Genomic DNA, 17,565 nt, shown 5'->3' on the forward strand with positions numbered 1-17,565 from the left:
TTGACATGAAGCACCCGAAATCTCAAATGCGTCAGCTAGGCGAGCTGATGTGCACTGTTACAGAGCAGATTCTCTGGCAACCCGCTGCAAACCAGGTTCAGGCACAAGCGCCCGGGAGCACTCTGGTGTGCCGGGTAGGCTCAGGCCAGGCGACCTATCATCGCTTTAACCCGCTGCCAAAGCAGCACCAGATCACTTACGGCCTTCACATGATTCAGGCCAAGCATCATCCCGCCACAGCGAGCGGCTGGCTCTCCAGCCGGGAGATTCACCGGCGCGGATATTTCGGCGGCGAGCTGAACACGCTTAATCTGCTGGCACACACCTGCTGCCACGAGTTCGCACATTTGCTGCAACACAGTGCGGGCCACAGGTTTCCTGGCTCAGTTCACAACCGGCACTTCTATAACATTCTTGATGATCTGCATGAGAATGGAGAGGCAGGTGTCGTGCGAAGAGTATTAGCGGATCGCGCGGAGCAGCTGGGTATCGACCTGCCTCGGCAGCCTTTCGAAATGCCGGATCTCAATAAACAGAAGGCGGCCTGGAACGTTGGCGAAGCCGTGGCCTTTGACCATGGCTTGCGGGAATTTCAGGGCGAGATTACGCGGGTTAACCGCAAAACCTGTACCGTGGACGGCACAGGAAAATCCCGAGGTGTCCGATACCGGGTCCCCATGCAGATGCTACGGCGTACAAGCTAGAGCGATACTGCTATTCTCTATACATAGGACAGGATCAGAACAACAATCATAAAAAGGATGTCGACCGTGAAGCCTCTCAGCCCTACAGACCAGCTTTTTCTCTGGCTGGAAAAGCGCCAGCAACCCATGCATGTGGGCGGGCTGCAGATTTTTTCGTTTCCGGAGGATGCGCCTGACGATTATGTCGCAAGGCTTGCGGAACAACTTCGAAAAGATACGGAAGTAACAGCGCCTTTCAACCTGCGGCTGGACAGCCGCTTGGCACAACCTGTGTGGGTGCACGACGAACACCTGGATCTGGAGCACCACTTCCGCTTCGAAGCCTTGCCTACACCCGGCCGCATACGTGAGTTGCTTGCGTTTGTTTCCGCCGAGCACTCCCATCTTATGGATCGGGAGCGGCCCTTGTGGGAGTTCCACCTTATTGAAGGGCTTGGCGACCGGCAGTTTGCGGTTTACGTGAAGGTGCACCACTCCCTTGTGGATGGCATTTCTGCTATGCGCATGACTCAGAAAATGCTCTCTACAGATCCCTCAAAACGCAACATGCCGCCGGTTTGGGATATGTCTGTACGGCAAGGGCGAGGCGGGGACAGAAGCAGCCCCTCTCTCTGGCAGAGTATCAGCCATTTACTGGGGGAATCGGGGAAGCAGCTTGGAACGGTGCCAACCGTCGCACGGGAGTTACTGCGCTCGGTGAATCAGGCTCGCAAGGACCCTGTCTACAATTCCATGTTCCATGCTCCGCGCAGCATCCTTAATCGCAAGATTACCGGCTCCCGCCGATTCGCAGCTCAGTCGTACTGCCTGAAACGCATAAAAGCCGTTTGCCATGCGAACGACGCCACTGTGAACGATGTGGTCACCGCCATGTGCGCCAGTGCGTTACGCACCTATTTGATGAATCTGGATGCGCTGCCGGAAAAGCCATTGATTGCGATGGTTCCGGTTTCTTTGCGCAAGTACCAGAAGCCAGGGGAGGATCAAGCGGAAGGCAATCAGGTGGGTGTTATTCTGGCCAATCTGCATACGGACGAACACCACGCAGGTGAGCGGCTGAAGAAGATTCATCAGGGCATGCAGGAAGCAAAGGATCGCTACGCTCACATGTCGCCTGAAGAAATTCTGAACTATACCGCGCTTACCTTGGCGCCGGCGTGCTTTCACCTTCTTACTGGCATGGCTCCAAAGTGGCAAACGTTCAATGTGGTGATTTCAAACGTTCCTGGGCCGAAAGAGACTTCTTACTGGAACGGCGCCAAGCTGGAGGGTATGTATCCGGTGTCGATTGCCATGGATCGCATGGCATTAAACATGACACTGACCAGCTATAACGATCAGGTGGAGTTTGGTTTGGTCGGGTGTCGCCGCACCCTACCGAGCCTCCAGCGGATGCTGGACTATCTGGAGGACGGTTTGGTGGAGCTGGAGCAGGGTATGGCTAGTTGAATTTCACTTCGCGGTTACGCTCTGAGATCTGGTCGTTTAATGTCCAGAAGTCGTAGAGAATTCCAATCAGGAAGAGGCCGCCGGTCAGCAGGTAGATGATGCCTGTGATCCATTTGCCCATGTACATTCGGTGCAGGCCAAATACGCCGGTGAAGGTAAGTAGTAGCCAGCCGATGTTGTAGTCGACTTCGCCTTCTCTAAACCTGCTGTCTGCCTGTTCGTCCATGGAGGGGATCAGGAAGAAGTCGATTATCCAGCCGATCAGAAAGAATCCGAACGTAAAGAACCAGATGGTTCCGGTGATAGGTTTGCCGTAATAAAAGCGGTGTGCGCCCAGAAATCCGAAGATCCAGAGGAGGTATCCAAACAGTTTGCTGTGTGTATCTGGGCGGTTGATCATTGCTACTCCGGGGGGCGGTTGTTTGTGACTTTTATATGGGGTTGAGGAGTTGGTTCTGCAAGGTCTTTGACTTGGGTGCTGGGCCGGAGGGTGGCGCATATTCTCCTTGGGAAAAATAACTCGCTTCGCTCAGACATCTTTTTCCTGGCGGAGAATATGCGCCACCCTCCGTCCTTCGACTCTTGCGATACCTCCAAATACTTTAGACGTTGGTCATGGCCCTAATTCCGGTGCGGGGTCGGGGCCGCCTTCGCGGAATTCGCTGGCGGATTTTCCGGTCCATTTTTTGAAGGCTCGGCTAAAGTTGGAGAGGTCGGCATAGCCCAGTTCGTAGGCGATTTCGCTTACGGATTGGTTGGTGTAGCGCAAGAGCTGAATGGCGCGGTCTTTGAGTACTGATTCCACGATTTCGCGGTAGCTGGTTTCGCGGTCCGCCAACCGGCGCTTTAGTGTGCGTGAGGAAACGCAGAAGCGTTCTGCCATAACCTCCAGGGAGGGCAGTGGCCCGGGGGTCAGGCGCAGCAGGTTGCGTACGGCCAAGGCCAGGTCGCCCTGTTCTTTCAGTGCTTTTTGCAATTCGAACTCACACTCGTCGCTGGCCATGCGAGACGCTTCCGCATCAGCCAGTCTCATGCGCACATCCAGCAGTGCTTTCGGGAGCACCAGGAGTTCGTCTGGCTGGTTATACTCGAATTTTACAGGTAGCTGGTCTGCAAACTGGCGGTAGTAAGCCGGCTCTGGGCCCTTCAGGCGCACACTGACGCCGGGCAGTTTGCCGTCGCTTGTGGAGAATCCGCGGTTTTCCGCATCGCTGCGGTCGAGCAGTTGTTCGGTGAGCATCACCAGTGTTGTGCAAACGGTTTCTACCAGAAACGGTGCAAGGCCGGGCACGTCGAATTCTGTGCATAGTTTCACCAGCACGCTGTCTTCGGTTTCTGCCTGGCTCATGCTCAGAAATGGAGCCCGTAGCTGCAGATAACGGCGAACCGAATCAAGGGCTCCGGCAAGGGTAGGGCTGGTTAGCGCGGCAAATCCAAGGGTGCCATGAATAGTTACCCGCAACTCCCGGGCCAGCACAAAACTCAGCCCGTCTGTGCCCGCCAGCTTCACGGCGCGCTCGGCCATAACGATGGCATCGGTTACAAACACTCGGCTGTTGTTGGCTTTCAGGTCTTCGGAGCTGAAGTTCAGGCCTTCGTAGAGCAGGCGCTCGTTATGGCCGAGCTGCTTTACAGTCTGAGCCAACAGCCGCATATACACGCCTGGCACCAGGAATAGTCCCAGCATCTGCCGTTCTTTTTCCGGCCCGGAGGTCGCCATAGGTTGCCCTTGTTTGCCTGAGTGAGTACTTCTTAAAGACTCTAGCAGAAGCCTGCAGCCATGGCAGTGGGGCCGGTTGCACCTGGTGTTCCGTCGCGTTGGCCAACTTTTCCGCCGCACTGTCCCATTTTGAATGGTGACCGGCCTGCTTTCGCATTCATCCCGACAGTCGACTCCGACACACTGAAGCCATGTCATCAGCCAATGTGAGGAGTAGACCCATGCTGAGTACAAAAGCCGTCGAGCAGCAGGCCACAGCAGCCAATCGGGCTTCAAAGACGCCGGATAACGTCAATATCAAGGCCCAGCGCATGGGCTTCGAGTTTGATGAGCAGGTGCCCCAGTACTGGTTGGAGGACAGCCCTTTTCTGAGCCACATGATGAACGCACTTTCGGTGCTCTTTCCTCAGGGCGAGCAGTTTTTTGTGGATTCTGTGCGTGCCTATCGGGATCAGATTAACGATCCCAAACTGAAAGCCGAAGTGCGGGGTTTTATCGGCCAGGAAGCCATGCATTCTCTGGAGCACATGGCCATGAACCAGCATGTTCGGGACCAGGGCATGCCGGTTGAGGAGTTGGAAAAGCACCTGAAAGTTGTTCTGGATGCAGCCAAAATGCTGCCGAAGCGTCACCAACTTGCCATTACCTGTGCGCTGGAACACATGACAGCCATGATGGCGGATATGCTTCTGGAGCGCGACGATGTGCGCGAGCGCATGCACGACACCATGCGCCCGCTCTGGGCATGGCATGCCATTGAGGAAACTGAGCACAAGGCGGTTGCCTACGATGTGTTTCAGGAAGTGGGCGGCACCTACGCCGAGCGAACCTTTTACCTTGTGTTCAGCACGGCCGCTCTGGGTGTGATGGCTTCTTATTTCACGGGCCGTATGGTGTTGAGCGACACCAAAGGCTTTTCGATCGCCGATACTGGTCGTGGCTTGTGGCGCATGTGGGGTAAGAACGGTACTTTCTCAAGCCTGATCCCCACATGGTTCAGTTACTTCAAACCGGGGTATCACCCTTGGGATCATGACAACAGTGAGCTGATCGCGCGATTCAAAGCGGAGATTCAATCTTACATCGCACCTCAATACCAGAACGGAAACCGTAAAACCCTGCAGTAATTCCAGCGCACAACCAGGCAAGCCAGCAATACAACGCTGGCCTGCCTAGTTAGCCGCAGTACCACTTTGTTCGTTAACTGCAATGCCTTTGGCTTCCACAATACCCTTGCGCCACAACCGCCATTCGCCGGGCTGGTAAATATCCCATTCTTCATCGCTGGTCAGCGGTTCAGTCACGATTACGCTTACAATATCGTTCGGCGTGGTTTCAGATTCAAAATCCACAATCACATCCGCATCTTTCAACCTTGCCGGGCCAAACGGGGCGCGGCGGGTAATGCTGGCCATTTTGGTGGTGCAGTAGGTGAACAGCCAATCGCCGTTGCTCAGCAAAAGGTTGAAAACGCCCTGTCCTGCAAACGTCTTCGAGAGTTCCACCAGATGCTGTGTAGTTACCTCGGCCGAATCATTCCTGTCGCAATGGCTGCGCAGATGGTTGAGGATTTCGCAGAACAACGCCTCGCTATCGGTGCCGCCAACCGGCTCGTAAAACCCCGGCGATGACTGGAATTCAGACAGCTGGCCGTTATGGGCAAACACCCAATAACGGCCCCAGAGTTCGCGCATGAACGGGTGGGTATTGGCCAGGCAGATTTCACCCACATTGGCCTGACGAATATGGCAAATCGCCACTTCGCTTTTGATCGGGTGGGTCTGAACCACTTCAGCAAGCCGGGAGTTGGCGCTGGCATCTACATCGTGGAATGCCCGCACACCCTTACCCTCATAAAACGCCACGCCCCAGCCATCCTTGTGGGGGCCGGTGTCGCCACCCCTGCGAGTCAGGCCAGTGAAGCTGAAGCAAAGGTCAGTGGGTGTGTTGGCGCTCATGGCCAGTAGTTCGCACATAAAAAATGCGGCTCCTTGCGGTGTCGGAATAACAACCGTAAGAATACCGCACTTGGGCAGGCAAGCCAGCGGCCCTTCTGCCCACTTCAGGAAATTTCAGCTCAGGGTGTTCAAACAATCAGCTTATTGCGAGTAAAGCGCTCCACCAAAGGCTGATAAGCCGACCCCAGTAACCGGTTAATGGCATCTATACCCCATGCATCCGGCCCGACAAGAATGCGGGATTCATTTTTGAGAATGCCTTTTACAATGATTTCTGCAGCTTTTTCCGGCGTGGTCATGGCAATCTTGTCGAACGACTTGCGCAACTCCGCCGCGCTGTCGAGCCTGCTCATGCGTGCAGAGTTGGCGATGTTGGTACGAATGCCGCCCGGATGCACACAGCTTACCGCCACCGGCAGCTTCTCCATTTTCATTTCCTGGCGCAGGGATTCTGTAAAGCCACGAACTGCAAACTTGGCCGCGTTGTAAGCACTTTGCGTGGGCACGCCAATCAGGCCAAACACACTGGATATATTCACCACATGGCCATCGCCAGAGGCAATCAGGTGCGGCAAAAAGGCACGGGTGCCATGGGCAACACCCCAGAAGTCGATATCCATGATCCACGCAAAGTCTTCGTCAGACATTTCTCTCACCGTGGCAGAGAGCGCAACGCCTGCGTTATTGATGATCACATTAACCTGGCCGAAATCCTGCACCACCTCCGCTGCATGGGCGTAAATCGCATCCTTGTCGCCAACGTCCAGCTTGTAAGTTTTAACCTCCGAACCCGATACTGCAGCTGCGGTTTCCGCAAGGCCTTCTTCGTTAACGTCTGACAGCGCCAGCCTGCAGCCCCGCACTGCCAGGGCTTTCGCCAGAGCTCGACCGATACCAGAACCAGCACCGGTCACTACCACCACTTTGTTTTTCAGATCTTTCATGGGCTTTGCACTCTTGTTGTGTGTTGTGCTGCTTAAAGAAGATACTCTATCAACTGCCTCTGAACAGCCTATGGCCTTGAATTTCTATGTTACGCGACGCGCGGGCCACTCGGATTCAGCCCGGGCTTTTGGGTACAATCCACCTTCCGGGAGTTCAATCTCGCGGATTTCTTTAACCCTGAACCTGCGGACTTTCTGTATGGAATGGAGTCTTACGCATTTTTGGCTGATTCTGGCCCTTGCACTGGGCCTGGCTGAGTTAGCTTATGGCATATTTCTGCTGCTGGCGCTGGCTATAGCCGCTGCTCTCACCGCCACACTGGCCTACGTCGGCATGTCGTTTGAGTGGCAGCTGGCTGGCATGGGCGTATTTTCGGGCCTGCTGGTACCCATTATGATTCGCTGGATTCGCCCGCGCTTCTCCCCCAAAGGCGTGGCCTACGGAACCACAGGTACCGGTGTGGAGAAAGGCGTGCGCTATCGCACCCTCAAGCGGGATTTTGATGGTGCTACCGGCATCAAGATCAACGGCGATTTTTATCGCCTGAGGGACGACAATACCGGCGCCACCGATTTCCCGGAAGGAACCGAGGTTATCTTCAGACAATTTGATGGCACAACTGCCATCGTTCACTCAGCCACACACAAGGAACAATAAGTATGGAAGCGTTTATTACACCAGGGCTGATCATCAGCCTGATTGTTGTCGCTATCGGCGTCTTTGTCATCGCAAAAGGATTGGTGATTATCCGGCAGTCAGAAGTGATGGTTATTGAGCGTCTGGGCTCTTTCAACCGCGTTCTGGAAAGTGGTGTGAACATCATTATTCCCTTTGTCGAACGGCCCCGCCCCATCACCATGATCCGCTACATGCGCATGGGCGAGGAATACCACCCGATGATGTCTGACGAAACCCGCATCGACCGCCGGGAAACGGTCATGGACTTCCCGGGCCAGCCAGTAGTAACCACCGATAACGTGACTGTGAAGATCAATGGCGCGCTCTATTACCAGATCATCGACCCCCGCCGTGCGGTATACGAAGTGGCCAACATGAGCCAGGCGGTAGAAGTATTGGCTAAAACCACCCTGCGCTCAGTCGTGGGCAAAATGGAACTGGACAAGCTGTTCGAATCCCGCGCTGAAGTGAACAACGCCATTCAGGCTGAAATGGAAGAAGCGGCCTCAAAGTGGGGCGTAAAGCTGACCCGGGTGGAAGTTCAGGACATCAGTATGCCGGAAGAAGTTGAAGAGGCCATGCGCCTGCAGATGGCCGCCGAGCGTAAACGCCGGGCCACGGTGACCGAGGCCGAGGGTGAAAAATCTGCAGCCATTGCCAAGGCTCAGGGCCAACGTGAATCTGCCATTCTTAACGCTCAGGGTGATAAAGAATCGGCCATTTTGCGAGCCCAGGGTGAGCAGGAATCCATCCGCCTGGTACTGAGTGCCATGGGCGATACAGAAGAAAACAAGCAGACCGTTATCGGCTACCTGCTGGGGCAAAGCTACATCAAGGTGCTTCCGAACATGGCAAAAGACGGCGAGCGGGTATTTGTACCTTACGAGTCTTCTGCTCTGCTTGGTTCTATGGGTATGTTCCGGGAACTGGCCGGAAGCCCGGAAGATGCTGTTCGCCAATCACTGCAACGTGATGGTTTGCGTGGCGGCATAGTGGGTAGCGCAAGCAACTCCTGATTGTTGCAAGCGTGAAGCAAACACAACCTGCTGGGCCCTATCCCAGCAGGTTGTCCAAAGGCTCTTCATAGCTTGGCGCAAACACCTCCATAAAGTAGTTCACCTCCGGCAACCCTTCTTCCTCAAGCCTTTGCCTGATCTGCCTCTCAGCTGGCTCAAACTCGCGGTTCCCCGCACGAACTTCCGCTTGGCATTTTAACCAGGCTGACAAACGATCTGCCGCCTTGATCAGTTCGCGATCCCCTTCTGGCAATTGAGACTCCTGAAGATAAGGCGCAAAGTCTTCGCGCAAATCCTCTGGTAACAACGCCAGTAGCTCCGATTCTGCCTTATGCTCAATATCGCCAAAGGCCTCTCGCATAACCTTGGAGTGATACTTCACCGGGGTGGGCATATCGCCGGTAATAACCTCAGTTGCATCATGATAAAGCGCGGCTGCAGCAATCTTGTCGGCATTTACCTGCCCGCCAAAGTGCCGGTTGCGGATCATGGCCAAGGCGTGGGCCAGGGTGGCCACTTCCCAGGAGTGGGTTGCTACGTTTTCTTCTATGGCGTTACGCATCAACCCCCAACGCTTGATCCAGCGCAAACGGGAAACGTAGGCAAAGAAATGACTGCTAGCCTTGGGCACGCGTTGTGTTCCTTTTGAATGCGGTTGTGTGTTGCATGTATTCCTTAGCGGGTATCCAGAGTGAAGCCTACGATAACCTGACCATCTTCCGACACAGTCGCATCGCGGGAGGGTTCAAGAAGAAATAGCTGCTTGCCTGGTACACCGTGGGTATCGCGCAGTATCTCCATCAACGCAGTACCCCGGGTATTGGCGAGATTACTCAGCGTCTCTGGCGCCAATGACCGCTCGCCAGCAAGATACGCCTCGCGGGCCTCCTCCCAGGCTTGCTCTGTCAACTCGCCGCCCTGGCTTGCCTCCATCTCATCACGCAGCAGCGCGAGCCCGTCAGTCTCAGGCGAAACGCCACCGCGAACATTCAGTAACAGGTTCGGGCGATCCAGCAGGGCTTTGCCTAAAGCCGCCAGCTTCTCTGCCTCACCCTGGACCAGCCTGCTTGTACCCGGCTCAAAACTTACCTGGCCAAGTTCTTCGCCACTCAAGCCCGCAAGCTCAGCAATAGAACCCAGCATACTGAACGGCGATGTTGCTGCTTTCGCCAACAAATTCACAAACGTTCGCATCACCACCTGGCCGACCCTGAAATCCGGGCTGCTCAAATCGCCGCTGACTGGCACATTCACGTCAATAACACCATCGCTGTCCCGCAGCAGCGCCAGCCCCAGCTTCACGGGAGCATTAACGGCGTCTTTACTGGCAATCGACTGGCCCAGCCCAAGGCGATCCATAATCACCCGGTTCGAGGCTTTTATCTGGCTACCGGTGATCTCATAGTCGAGATCCAGTTCCAGCTTTCCGCTGTCGATGCTATAGCCCAGATAACGCCCCAAATAAGGCGAAAGAGCGGGCAATGAGAGGTTTTTCATCACCAGTGTAAGACTGTTGGTCTCCTCCGCGCCCAGGGTGCCGATTGTGCCATCAAAATCGATACTCGCACTGTTTCCTATCCGGCCTTTCAGGGCTACCTTACCCTGCTGTGGCGACACGTTGCTGAGGCCGGAAACCGTGCCGTTGAGCCTGTCTATAGAGGTAGTGAAAGCCGGATTAAGGGTACGATCTGTGTAATCCAGAGCGCCTTGCTCAATCACCAACTGGCCAATGCGGAAGATAAGCCCAGGTTCATCTGCGGGTTCCTCCGGTGCGGGCTCGGCCGCATCGGCCGTTGCGGAAGCCAGGCTGATTTGTTCAACGTTGTGTATGTTATCCGGGTTACGCACCAGGTTAATCGCTGGCTCAGCGAGTGTCACCGTGCCGATTTCCAGCCGGGCCGGATGCACGTTGTACTCAATGGGGGCCAGGCGCAAAGTCTGCCATGACACAAGGCGCTCCTTGCTGTCCGGCAACTGAAGATTCAAACCGGAAACCTCTGCGGTACCGCTGAAGGTGCCGGTTAAAGGCTCCTGCTGGCCATCCAGATCCAGGTTTCCATCCAACCCCAGTGTGCCGCCAGCAATGGCGAGATTGGCGGATTCTTGCAAATAGGGTTCAAAAACCGCCAAGAGAATGCCTGAACCTGAGATGGCGGCCTCCAACGTAAAAGGCTGAGGCGTTAGCTGGCCTTTTGCGGAAAGCGTGCCACCGCTACCCAGAGCCGCCTGAAGCTCATACGGCACCTGATCTTCCATAGCGCTGTTCACGCTACCGATAGACAGGGATAGCGGCTCAATTACTAGCTCCGCCGGCGATCCAGGCTGCTGGTCCTGCCAAAGCACACGGCCCTCAGACACATCGATACCAGCTAGCGACCAGCGAAACGGCTGTTGAGTTTCCGCGGGTGCAGGCTCGCCCGACTCGGGAGCCTTTCCTTCGTTGCCCGCTTCACTCTCTTTGGAAAACTCAGCAAGTGAGGCAATCCAGTCGATCTCTCCGCGGTTGTTCCGAGCCAACGCAACATCTGGCTGCGCCAAGGTAATTTGCCCAACCCTGGCTTCGCGGGCGCGGAGATCAAACCCGATATCGTTGATGGCGATTGAGACTGCGCTCAACCGAGCCTGCTCTGCCTGTCTATTCGGCGCAACAGCCAGATTTTCCACCAACACTCTGCCATTGGTAGTGGTGAGTTGCAGAGTGTCTCCTGCCTGTAGCTCATAATCGGAAGCCACGCTTACTTTGCCGCCGAGCAAACCGTAGGGCAGATAGGGTGCAAGAAAATGCCCGATCGTTTTGTGGTCGACCCCCGAAATAGCAAGACTTCCGCTGGAATAGAGCGGTGTAATGCTCAGGTTACCCTGCCACTCAACACTGTGATCACCTTTGGCTGCCTGCAGGTGATAATCACTGTTGCGGTCATCCCTCTGCCAGGTAGCCAGATCGCTCAAGGTAAGATCCAGAGGCATAATGCGGAACTCTGCCATTTCCGGCTTGGTAAAATCCCGGAACAGCAACTCACCTCCATTAATATTGAGTTGCTGAAAATACAGCAAGGGAGGCGACTGACCTTCCTCTGGCTCAGTGGACTCATCAGCCAGCCCCTCATCACGTGCACTGGCAGCCTGGAAGTCCCGGACAAAGTTCACGCTGTAATCGTCAAGCAAGTCCACACGGATGAACGGTTCGTCCAGTTCAATCGCCTCGAACCCGACAATGCCGCGAATCAGCTCAAAGAAATTGAGGTTGATATATAAACGCTCAAACCCCACAACCTTTTGGTTGTCGCTATCGTGGGCCGACAGATTCAGGGCCTCAACGCTCAATGCAAACGGGTTACTGCTGATCTCGGCAATATCTGCCTGCCAGCTCATATGTTGTGCCAATTGATCAGGCAAGGCACGTTTCAACCACCAGGGCAGCACCAGAAAGCCGGCGAGGCTGTATAACACGATGAGTATAATCGCGCCGATTACCAGATTTTCGGGAAGGCGATTGCGCTGACGGCTTTCGGCCACTGTTATCTCCTTACAGTCAGTGGAATTCGAGTAAATCCCTTCCACAAGGATAGTCGGGTGAGCACCAGTTTGTCAGCCACTGTGCCGCAACCGCTGACACAGGAAACCGAACTCTATATCCTGAACCTTCGTATAGAGCTCAGCTAATAAACTCTTTTGAGTACGTCTTTTTTAAATTTGAGCATGTGAGGGCAGGCTTTTATGGACATCAGCGATATGCGTCGCGATTTTGAAAGTGAAGGGCTCGATCGCGAGGCCCTGAGCAATGACCCGGTGCAACAGTTCGAAGCCTGGTTCGGAGACGCGCGCGATGCTGGCATTCTCGAACCTAATGCCATGTCCCTCGCCACCTCAGGTGCCGACAACATGCCCGACTTGCGCACGGTTCTGCTGAAGTATTTTGATAACCGCGGGTTTGTGTTCTATACCAACTATGAGAGCCGTAAAGCTCACGAGATTGCTGAAAACCCACGGGCGGCGCTGTTGTTTCCCTGGATTGGCCTGAACCGCCAGGTACGAATTCAGGGCAAGGTAGAGAAGGTCAGTAAAACCGAATCCCTCAAGTACTTTGCTTCGCGCCCAAGGGGCAGCCAGATTGGTGCCTGGGTTTCCGAGCAGAGCAAGGCCATCACTTCAAGAGGGCTGCTTGAACAGAAAGTGGCGGAAATGAAACGCAAGTTCAGCGAAGGCGAGGTGCCACTACCTGGCTTTTGGGGTGGCTACCGAGTGGTGCCTGAGCGCATCGAATTCTGGCAGGGCCGGCCCAGCCGCCTTCACGATCGCTTTGAATACGTGAGGGAAAGTGATGGCTGGCTCATCCAACGGCTCCAACCCTGATTCCGGCGGCGTTCTGCAAAAGCCCACCATAAGGCTGTGTCACCAGACCGGGCAAGTACCCGACGTAGCACCGGGCTGGCTGACCGCTCATGAGCTCGACCGGTTCGCCCAACTAAGTGGCGATCGCGCGGTTGAGTTCCTTACCAGCCGATGGTTAATCCGCCAGACTTTGAGCAAAGCAGGCTCAATAGAGCCTGACCTGTGTTGCCCGGTTGAAGGCCGGCCAACAGCCGCTGCCTGCCCGGCAGGCTGGAATCTCTCCCTGAGCCACAGTTACGGGCTGTCTGCCTGCGCCACCCAATACGACTCAGCATTGGGCATAGACATTGAACCCAGCAAACGATATCCACAATGGCAAAAGGTGGTAAAACGCTGGTTCTCCCCGGTGGAGCAGGAATGGCTATTTCAAGAGGACGACCCCGAAGCCTTCCTTCAGGCTTGGACACTCAAAGAAGCCTGGCTCAAGGCCACTGGCCGTGGCATTGCCGGCAACTTGCAAACGCTGGAAGTGCACAGGAATTTCGAACTCTACGGCGACCAGCCTGAAGGCCACTGGCAAGCCTGTGCCTTTTACACAGAAGGCTTTCTGTGCACGCTGGTGTACAGGCAGAACCCAAGTAATAAAAATGGCTCATGGCCCAGAATCACACTGCTGGAGCCGCCACCTGATGACTACAACCTGAATACGGCCAAGCACCTGGAAACGCACTGGGAGCCACTGTTTTATCGCAAAATTCACGCCCAACGCTGAGTGGAATTACAGGGAACCAACCATGCCAGCTTCGCCAGACAACAAAAACACCCAAACGGCGCAAACCATCGCCAAGCGCTGCTCATGGTGCGGCACCGATCCACTTTACGTGCACTACCACGACACCGTTTGGGGGCGCCCGGAATACGACGACCTGGCTTTGTTCGAAAAACTCTGCCTGGATGGCCAACAGGCCGGCCTGAGCTGGATAACCATTCTGCGTAAACAGGAAAGCTATCGGGCTGCCTATAACAACTTCGATCCGGAGAAGATCATTCAGTACGACGATACCAAGGTGGCGGAGTTGTTAGCGAACCCTGGCATTGTACGAAACAGGCTGAAAGTGCAGTCGATCATCAAAAACGCCAAAGGCTTTTTGAAACTGCAGGAAGAAGGCAGGGGGTTTTCAGATTTTCTCTGGTCGTTTGTCGGCCACGCACCCATTCAAAACAACTGGCGCAGCTTTGATGAGGTACCCGTTACCACGCCAGAATCCGAGGCCATGTCCAAGGCGCTCAAACGCGCAGGGTTTAACTTTGTTGGCCCAACCATTGTTTATGCATTCATGCAGGCCACCGGTATGGTGAACGACCACATGGTGTATTGCCCACAACACGCCCAGTGCCATTCACTGGCGGAATGATCTTAAAAGTCCATGGCCTCGTAAGTTCTGAAGATTCAGATATCCCGGAGCCTGGCCGTGCGCATCACACTGGAACAACTCGCTACCCAGCCCATGCAGGCCATAGACCTGCTGGAAATCATATCCATTGAAGGCCAGCAGTACATGGCCAGGCTGAGCCTTGGCCACAAGCAGCTTTTGCTGACCGATAAAAATGGGGTGACCTGCCTTTTTCGTAGCGCCCGACAGCTTCAGGAAGCGCTCGCCAACTTCACCATCAAAGAATCCCAGGTTGTTCACCCTTCTACGTACAACGAGATGATCGGCATGGAACCATCGGCTGTAGAGCCTTTGCGCATCCGGGTTCAGACACAGCAAACTGCGGGGCGAAAAGCATGATTTCAGTAGCAAGACTGGCATTCTTTGTTGGAATGGCGGGGTTGGTACCCTTCATTGCCTGCATTGCGGCTATTTTTGCAATGCCACAATACAGTGTTTCCCTGCTGAACTATTTTTACCTCTACAGCGCAGGCATTCTGGCATTCATGGCGGGTGTTTACTGGCCTATTGCCATGCAACTGGATAACCGATGCTACCAACAGTCGCCGTTGGTGACCATGCTTCTGAGCCAAGTGTTCTTTGTTGTCGCAGGCGTTGGCCTGTTGCTGAGCACACCGGCGCAGATCGCGGTTTACACTTTGGCCTACCTTGCGCTCTACATCACTGATGTACGCTGGATGAAAGAGTATTGGCCCGCCTGGTACTTACGTTTACGACTGGTTCTGACACTCGTAGCCGTTGTCTGCCAACTCACCGTCGGCGCCTGGTTCTTCCTGCTGCATTCCAGCCACGGTCTTTGAATTTCGAAACCACCTGTTCTGCTTTCTTTTAAACAGAAAGCGGATATTCGCCTCGTATTTCAAACCAAGCTCTTTTTCCCGGCAGATCGGCATTCAAGATTTTGCTAATAGAATCAGTTCTAGCGTTATTTCTGCCCGTAGTGTCGGCAAATTCAAAGCGGTATCATGCGGCCGCTGTTAAATCCAAAAGCTGATACGCGACGACGGAGGCCCATTGACCGAGCGCGCAGAATCCAGAGCCAGGCCTTCCCTGATTGGCGGGGCGAGTATTATTGCCAGTGTTTGCGTCGGTGCCGGTATGTTGGGCTTGCCCAGTTCCGGTGCAGGTGCCTGGACGACCTGGTCCAGCCTGGCACTGGTGCTTACCATGGTGGTGATGACACTGTCCGGCTGGATGCTGCTGGAAGCCTTCAAACACTTCGGTTTGCGGGCATCGTTCAATACCGTTACCAAATCTCTGCTCGGCTCCCGGGTGAACGCATTCAGTAATCTGACGGTGTACTTTGTTGGCGGCATTCTCCTGTACGCCTACATCACGTCGTCTGGCCTGATCCTGCAGAGCATGACCGGAGTCGACAGTAAGCTGGCTTCGGTTATTTTTGTCCTGTTGTCCTCTTTGGTAGTGTGGCACTCAACCCGCGCAGTGGACCGACTTTCGGTGGTGCTCATCACTTTCATGCTGGTGAGTTTTGTACTCGGCGTCTCTGGGCTAGCGGTCAGAATTGACCTGGCTATTCTGTTTGATACCGCAAATGCCGACGGCCAATATGCGCCCTATGCGATGGCGATGTTGCCAGTGGCGCTGACATCTTTCGGCTATCATCATTCGGTGGCATCAATGCGCGCCTATTATGGCGAGGAAAGTACCGCCCAGAAAGCCATTCTGGGCGGTACACTGGTGGCTTTGATGTTCTACCTGGTGTGGCTGTTCAGCATATTTGGCAATCTGCCAAGAGCGGACTTCGGCCCGGTGGTCGCCCAGGGTGGTGACGTGGATGTTTTGCTCGCCGCCCTTGGTTTTGCCATCAATTCCGAGCGGGTGGCGACCACCATCAGCGCTTTCTCAACGGCTGCCATTCTGTCGTCTTTTGTCGGCGTTGGCTTGGGCACCTTTGATTACATGGCCGACCTGCTGGGCTTCGATAATGATCGCAAAGGGCGCTCCAAAACCTGGGCAATTACGTTTATTCCGCCATTGCTGCTGTCGTTGTTTTTTCCGTTTGGCTTCGTTCTTGCCATTGGCTATGCCGGTGCGGCTGCGGCGGTCTGGGCCTGTATTGTTCCGGCGCTGCTGGCCCGGAAGTCCCGAACACTGAAGGGTGGGCGTCGTGGCTTCATGGCCCCGGGTGGCCAGTTGGGCATTGCCCTGGTCCTGATTTTTGGCGGCCTGACCATCCTTTTCCATTTCATGGGGCTGGCGGGTTGGTTGCCGGAACCTGTGTTGCTCTGAGATCTGACGACGTTGATGGGAGGGATGGACTTGAGTCGCCGCTGCGAATGTACCCTCCTGCTGTTTTTCGTTATTAGCGTTTTGCCAGCCAGCCTGAAGGCAGAAGTCGTGAACCTGTCCTGGGATAACGACCTGCTTACCGGATCCGACCGCGGATATACAAACGGGGTACGCTTGTCGTATCTGACGGACACCGCTGATGAGAACGATGGAAAGTCGGCAAGATTTGCCCGAACTCTTCGTGATGGGCTGCGCTTTCTGCCCGGTATCGGTGCTTCTGATTCAGAGCATGCGGTTACACTGAGTTTGCGGCAATTCATGGTTACGCCTGAAGATATCACGGTTGAAAATCCGCAATTCGACGACATTCCCTATGCCGGCCACCTGTCATTCAGCGGCACGCTCTGGAGCTGGGACGCCGATACGATAACCGGTTTTGGCGCTCACATCGGTGTTATTGGGCCCGAAAGCGGTGCCGAGTCGGTTCAGAAATGGGTGCATAAAGCCACTGGAAGCGACAAGCCGCAAGGATGGGGCAATCAGCTTGAAACCGATGTGGTGGGTGGCATTCAGGGTGCGCATGGCCGAAAGCTGCTGCAACTCGGGCAGGGCGGCAACATTGAACAGCGTGTATCGGTGATTGGGGCTGCACTATTGTCGAGTTTTCGAACTTCTGCAAAAGCCGGGTTGGTCTGGCAGCTTGGTAGGCATCTTCCAATAAATTTTGTGCCGGATTACGCAGGCACCTCTTCAACCATCGCCCTGCCGGGCTCTTTCAAGGATTCAGGCAGTAGCTGGTCAGTGTATGTTGGGCTGGGCGTGGAGTATGTAGGCTATTCCTATATTGACGACAATGCCGGGGCTTATCGTTTTGACGAAGGGCCGCTGATTGGTCAGCTCGGTCTGGGCGCTACCTGGCAGTGGGATCACCTGCTGGCCTCCGTCACACTGCGTGCCTCGACAAGCGAAGACGAGCGTCATAAAGATAACTTCAGTTTTGGGACGCTGTCATTTTCTTGGGCATTATAGAAAAGTCCGTTTCGACTCGTTGTTCACGGG

The 17,565-nt window shown here is 54.9% G+C and carries 18 protein-coding genes; 12 read left to right on the forward strand and 6 right to left on the reverse strand.

Annotated elements, in window-relative coordinates:
- Nucleotides 1-26: 26 nt before the first annotated feature.
- Together FE848_RS04015 and FE848_RS04020 are read left to right on the forward strand one after the other, a co-directional pair.
- A complete protein-coding gene (locus tag FE848_RS04015) occupies nt 27-704 on the forward strand; it encodes a hypothetical protein (protein ID WP_227715139.1) in 678 nt (225 codons plus the stop codon).
- A gap of 57 nt (nt 705-761) precedes the next feature.
- On the forward strand, nt 762-2,153 hold the full coding sequence (locus tag FE848_RS04020) for a WS/DGAT/MGAT family O-acyltransferase (protein WP_227715140.1): 1,392 nt from the start codon (nt 762-764) through the stop codon (nt 2,151-2,153).
- Here FE848_RS04020 and FE848_RS04025 read toward each other — a convergent pair.
- Both FE848_RS04025 and FE848_RS04030 read right to left on the reverse strand, forming a co-directional pair.
- Nucleotides 2,146-2,553: an NINE protein gene (locus FE848_RS04025; protein WP_200201461.1), complete on the reverse strand. Its 408-nt coding sequence runs from the start codon at nt 2,551-2,553 to the stop codon at nt 2,146-2,148. The two genes, FE848_RS04020 and FE848_RS04025, sit on opposite strands and share 8 nt — an antisense overlap.
- Nucleotides 2,554-2,766: 213 nt before the next feature.
- Complete coding sequence (locus FE848_RS04030; RefSeq protein ID WP_200201462.1) at nt 2,767-3,873, reverse strand: AraC family transcriptional regulator; 1,107 nt, start codon at nt 3,871-3,873, stop codon at nt 2,767-2,769.
- A 221-nt stretch (nt 3,874-4,094) separates the two neighbouring features.
- On the opposite strand from FE848_RS04030, the gene FE848_RS04035 reads away from it, so the two are divergent.
- A complete protein-coding gene (locus FE848_RS04035) occupies nt 4,095-5,000 on the forward strand; it encodes a metal-dependent hydrolase (protein WP_200201463.1) in 906 nt (301 codons plus the stop codon).
- Between the two features lie 45 nt (nt 5,001-5,045).
- On the opposite strand, the gene FE848_RS04040 is transcribed toward FE848_RS04035, so the two are convergent.
- Together FE848_RS04040 and FE848_RS04045 are read right to left on the reverse strand one after the other, a co-directional pair.
- Nucleotides 5,046-5,849: a class II glutamine amidotransferase gene (locus tag FE848_RS04040; RefSeq protein WP_200201464.1), complete on the reverse strand. Its 804-nt coding sequence runs from the start codon at nt 5,847-5,849 to the stop codon at nt 5,046-5,048.
- Nucleotides 5,850-5,959: 110 nt separating this feature from the next.
- Nucleotides 5,960-6,775 (reverse strand): SDR family NAD(P)-dependent oxidoreductase, encoded by an 816-nt coding sequence (locus FE848_RS04045; protein ID WP_200201465.1) that lies wholly within the window; start codon nt 6,773-6,775, stop codon nt 5,960-5,962.
- Nucleotides 6,776-6,974: 199 nt separating this feature from the next.
- On the opposite strand from FE848_RS04045, the gene FE848_RS04050 reads away from it, so the two are divergent.
- Both FE848_RS04050 and FE848_RS04055 read left to right on the forward strand, forming a co-directional pair.
- Complete coding sequence (locus FE848_RS04050; protein WP_200201466.1) at nt 6,975-7,433, forward strand: NfeD family protein; 459 nt, start codon at nt 6,975-6,977, stop codon at nt 7,431-7,433.
- A 2-nt stretch (nt 7,434-7,435) separates the two neighbouring features.
- Nucleotides 7,436-8,470 (forward strand): SPFH domain-containing protein, encoded by a 1,035-nt coding sequence (locus tag FE848_RS04055; RefSeq protein ID WP_200201467.1) that lies wholly within the window; start codon nt 7,436-7,438, stop codon nt 8,468-8,470.
- Nucleotides 8,471-8,507: 37 nt separating this feature from the next.
- On the opposite strand, the gene yfbR is transcribed toward FE848_RS04055, so the two are convergent.
- Nucleotides 8,508-9,101, reverse strand: coding sequence for a 5'-deoxynucleotidase (gene yfbR / locus FE848_RS04060; RefSeq protein ID WP_200201468.1), 594 nt, complete (start codon nt 9,099-9,101; stop codon nt 8,508-8,510).
- A gap of 44 nt (nt 9,102-9,145) precedes the next feature.
- Nucleotides 9,146-11,986, reverse strand: coding sequence for a DUF748 domain-containing protein (locus tag FE848_RS04065; RefSeq protein ID WP_200201469.1), 2,841 nt, complete (start codon nt 11,984-11,986; stop codon nt 9,146-9,148).
- A gap of 201 nt (nt 11,987-12,187) precedes the next feature.
- Here FE848_RS04065 and pdxH point away from each other — a divergent pair, with 201 nt between their 5' ends.
- The 7 genes from pdxH to FE848_RS04100 all read left to right on the forward strand — a co-directional run bounded on the left by pdxH (nt 12,188) and on the right by FE848_RS04100 (nt 17,535).
- Nucleotides 12,188-12,823 (forward strand): pyridoxamine 5'-phosphate oxidase, encoded by a 636-nt coding sequence (gene pdxH, locus FE848_RS04070; protein ID WP_200201470.1) that lies wholly within the window; start codon nt 12,188-12,190, stop codon nt 12,821-12,823.
- Complete coding sequence (locus FE848_RS04075; RefSeq protein WP_200201471.1) at nt 12,792-13,574, forward strand: 4'-phosphopantetheinyl transferase family protein; 783 nt, start codon at nt 12,792-12,794, stop codon at nt 13,572-13,574. Before pdxH ends, FE848_RS04075 begins: the two co-directional genes overlap by 32 nt.
- Before the next feature lie 22 nt (nt 13,575-13,596).
- Complete coding sequence (locus FE848_RS04080) at nt 13,597-14,217, forward strand: DNA-3-methyladenine glycosylase I (RefSeq protein ID WP_200201472.1); 621 nt, start codon at nt 13,597-13,599, stop codon at nt 14,215-14,217.
- A 57-nt stretch (nt 14,218-14,274) separates the two neighbouring features.
- Nucleotides 14,275-14,595, forward strand: coding sequence for a DUF6482 family protein (locus FE848_RS04085; protein WP_200201473.1), 321 nt, complete (start codon nt 14,275-14,277; stop codon nt 14,593-14,595).
- Entirely contained in the window at nt 14,592-15,056 is a 465-nt protein-coding gene (locus FE848_RS04090) for a DUF3429 domain-containing protein (protein WP_200201474.1), read from the forward strand. The genes FE848_RS04085 and FE848_RS04090 overlap by 4 nt, the downstream gene beginning before the upstream one ends.
- A 214-nt stretch (nt 15,057-15,270) precedes the next feature.
- Nucleotides 15,271-16,506 carry an aromatic amino acid transporter gene (locus tag FE848_RS04095; protein WP_200201475.1) on the forward strand — a complete coding sequence of 412 codons (1,236 nt, stop codon included), beginning with the start codon at nt 15,271-15,273 and terminating at the stop codon, nt 16,504-16,506.
- A gap of 30 nt (nt 16,507-16,536) precedes the next feature.
- On the forward strand, nt 16,537-17,535 hold the full coding sequence (locus tag FE848_RS04100; RefSeq protein ID WP_227715141.1) for a lipid A deacylase LpxR family protein: 999 nt from the start codon (nt 16,537-16,539) through the stop codon (nt 17,533-17,535).
- Nucleotides 17,536-17,565 lie beyond the last annotated feature (30 nt).

Source organism: Marinobacter sp. 1-3A, assembly GCF_016597775.1.
Lineage (GTDB): Bacteria > Pseudomonadota > Gammaproteobacteria > Pseudomonadales > Oleiphilaceae > Marinobacter > Marinobacter xiaoshiensis.

Coding starts and splice junctions, on each gene's coding strand:
- FE848_RS04015 (WP_227715139.1), top strand. CDS start 27: ATGCGTCAGCTAGGCGAGCTGATGTGCACTGTTACAGAGCAGATTCTC.
- FE848_RS04020 (WP_227715140.1), top strand. CDS start 762: ATGTCGACCGTGAAGCCTCTCAGCCCTACAGACCAGCTTTTTCTCTGG.
- FE848_RS04025 (WP_200201461.1), bottom strand. CDS start 2,553: ATGATCAACCGCCCAGATACACACAGCAAACTGTTTGGATACCTCCTC.
- FE848_RS04030 (WP_200201462.1), bottom strand. CDS start 3,873: ATGGCGACCTCCGGGCCGGAAAAAGAACGGCAGATGCTGGGACTATTC.
- FE848_RS04035 (WP_200201463.1), top strand. CDS start 4,095: ATGCTGAGTACAAAAGCCGTCGAGCAGCAGGCCACAGCAGCCAATCGG.
- FE848_RS04040 (WP_200201464.1), bottom strand. CDS start 5,849: ATGTGCGAACTACTGGCCATGAGCGCCAACACACCCACTGACCTTTGC.
- FE848_RS04045 (WP_200201465.1), bottom strand. CDS start 6,775: ATGAAAGATCTGAAAAACAAAGTGGTGGTAGTGACCGGTGCTGGTTCT.
- FE848_RS04050 (WP_200201466.1), top strand. CDS start 6,975: ATGGAATGGAGTCTTACGCATTTTTGGCTGATTCTGGCCCTTGCACTG.
- FE848_RS04055 (WP_200201467.1), top strand. CDS start 7,436: ATGGAAGCGTTTATTACACCAGGGCTGATCATCAGCCTGATTGTTGTC.
- pdxH (WP_200201470.1), top strand. CDS start 12,188: ATGGACATCAGCGATATGCGTCGCGATTTTGAAAGTGAAGGGCTCGAT.
- FE848_RS04075 (WP_200201471.1), top strand. CDS start 12,792: ATGGCTGGCTCATCCAACGGCTCCAACCCTGATTCCGGCGGCGTTCTG.
- FE848_RS04080 (WP_200201472.1), top strand. CDS start 13,597: ATGCCAGCTTCGCCAGACAACAAAAACACCCAAACGGCGCAAACCATC.
- FE848_RS04090 (WP_200201474.1), top strand. CDS start 14,592: ATGATTTCAGTAGCAAGACTGGCATTCTTTGTTGGAATGGCGGGGTTG.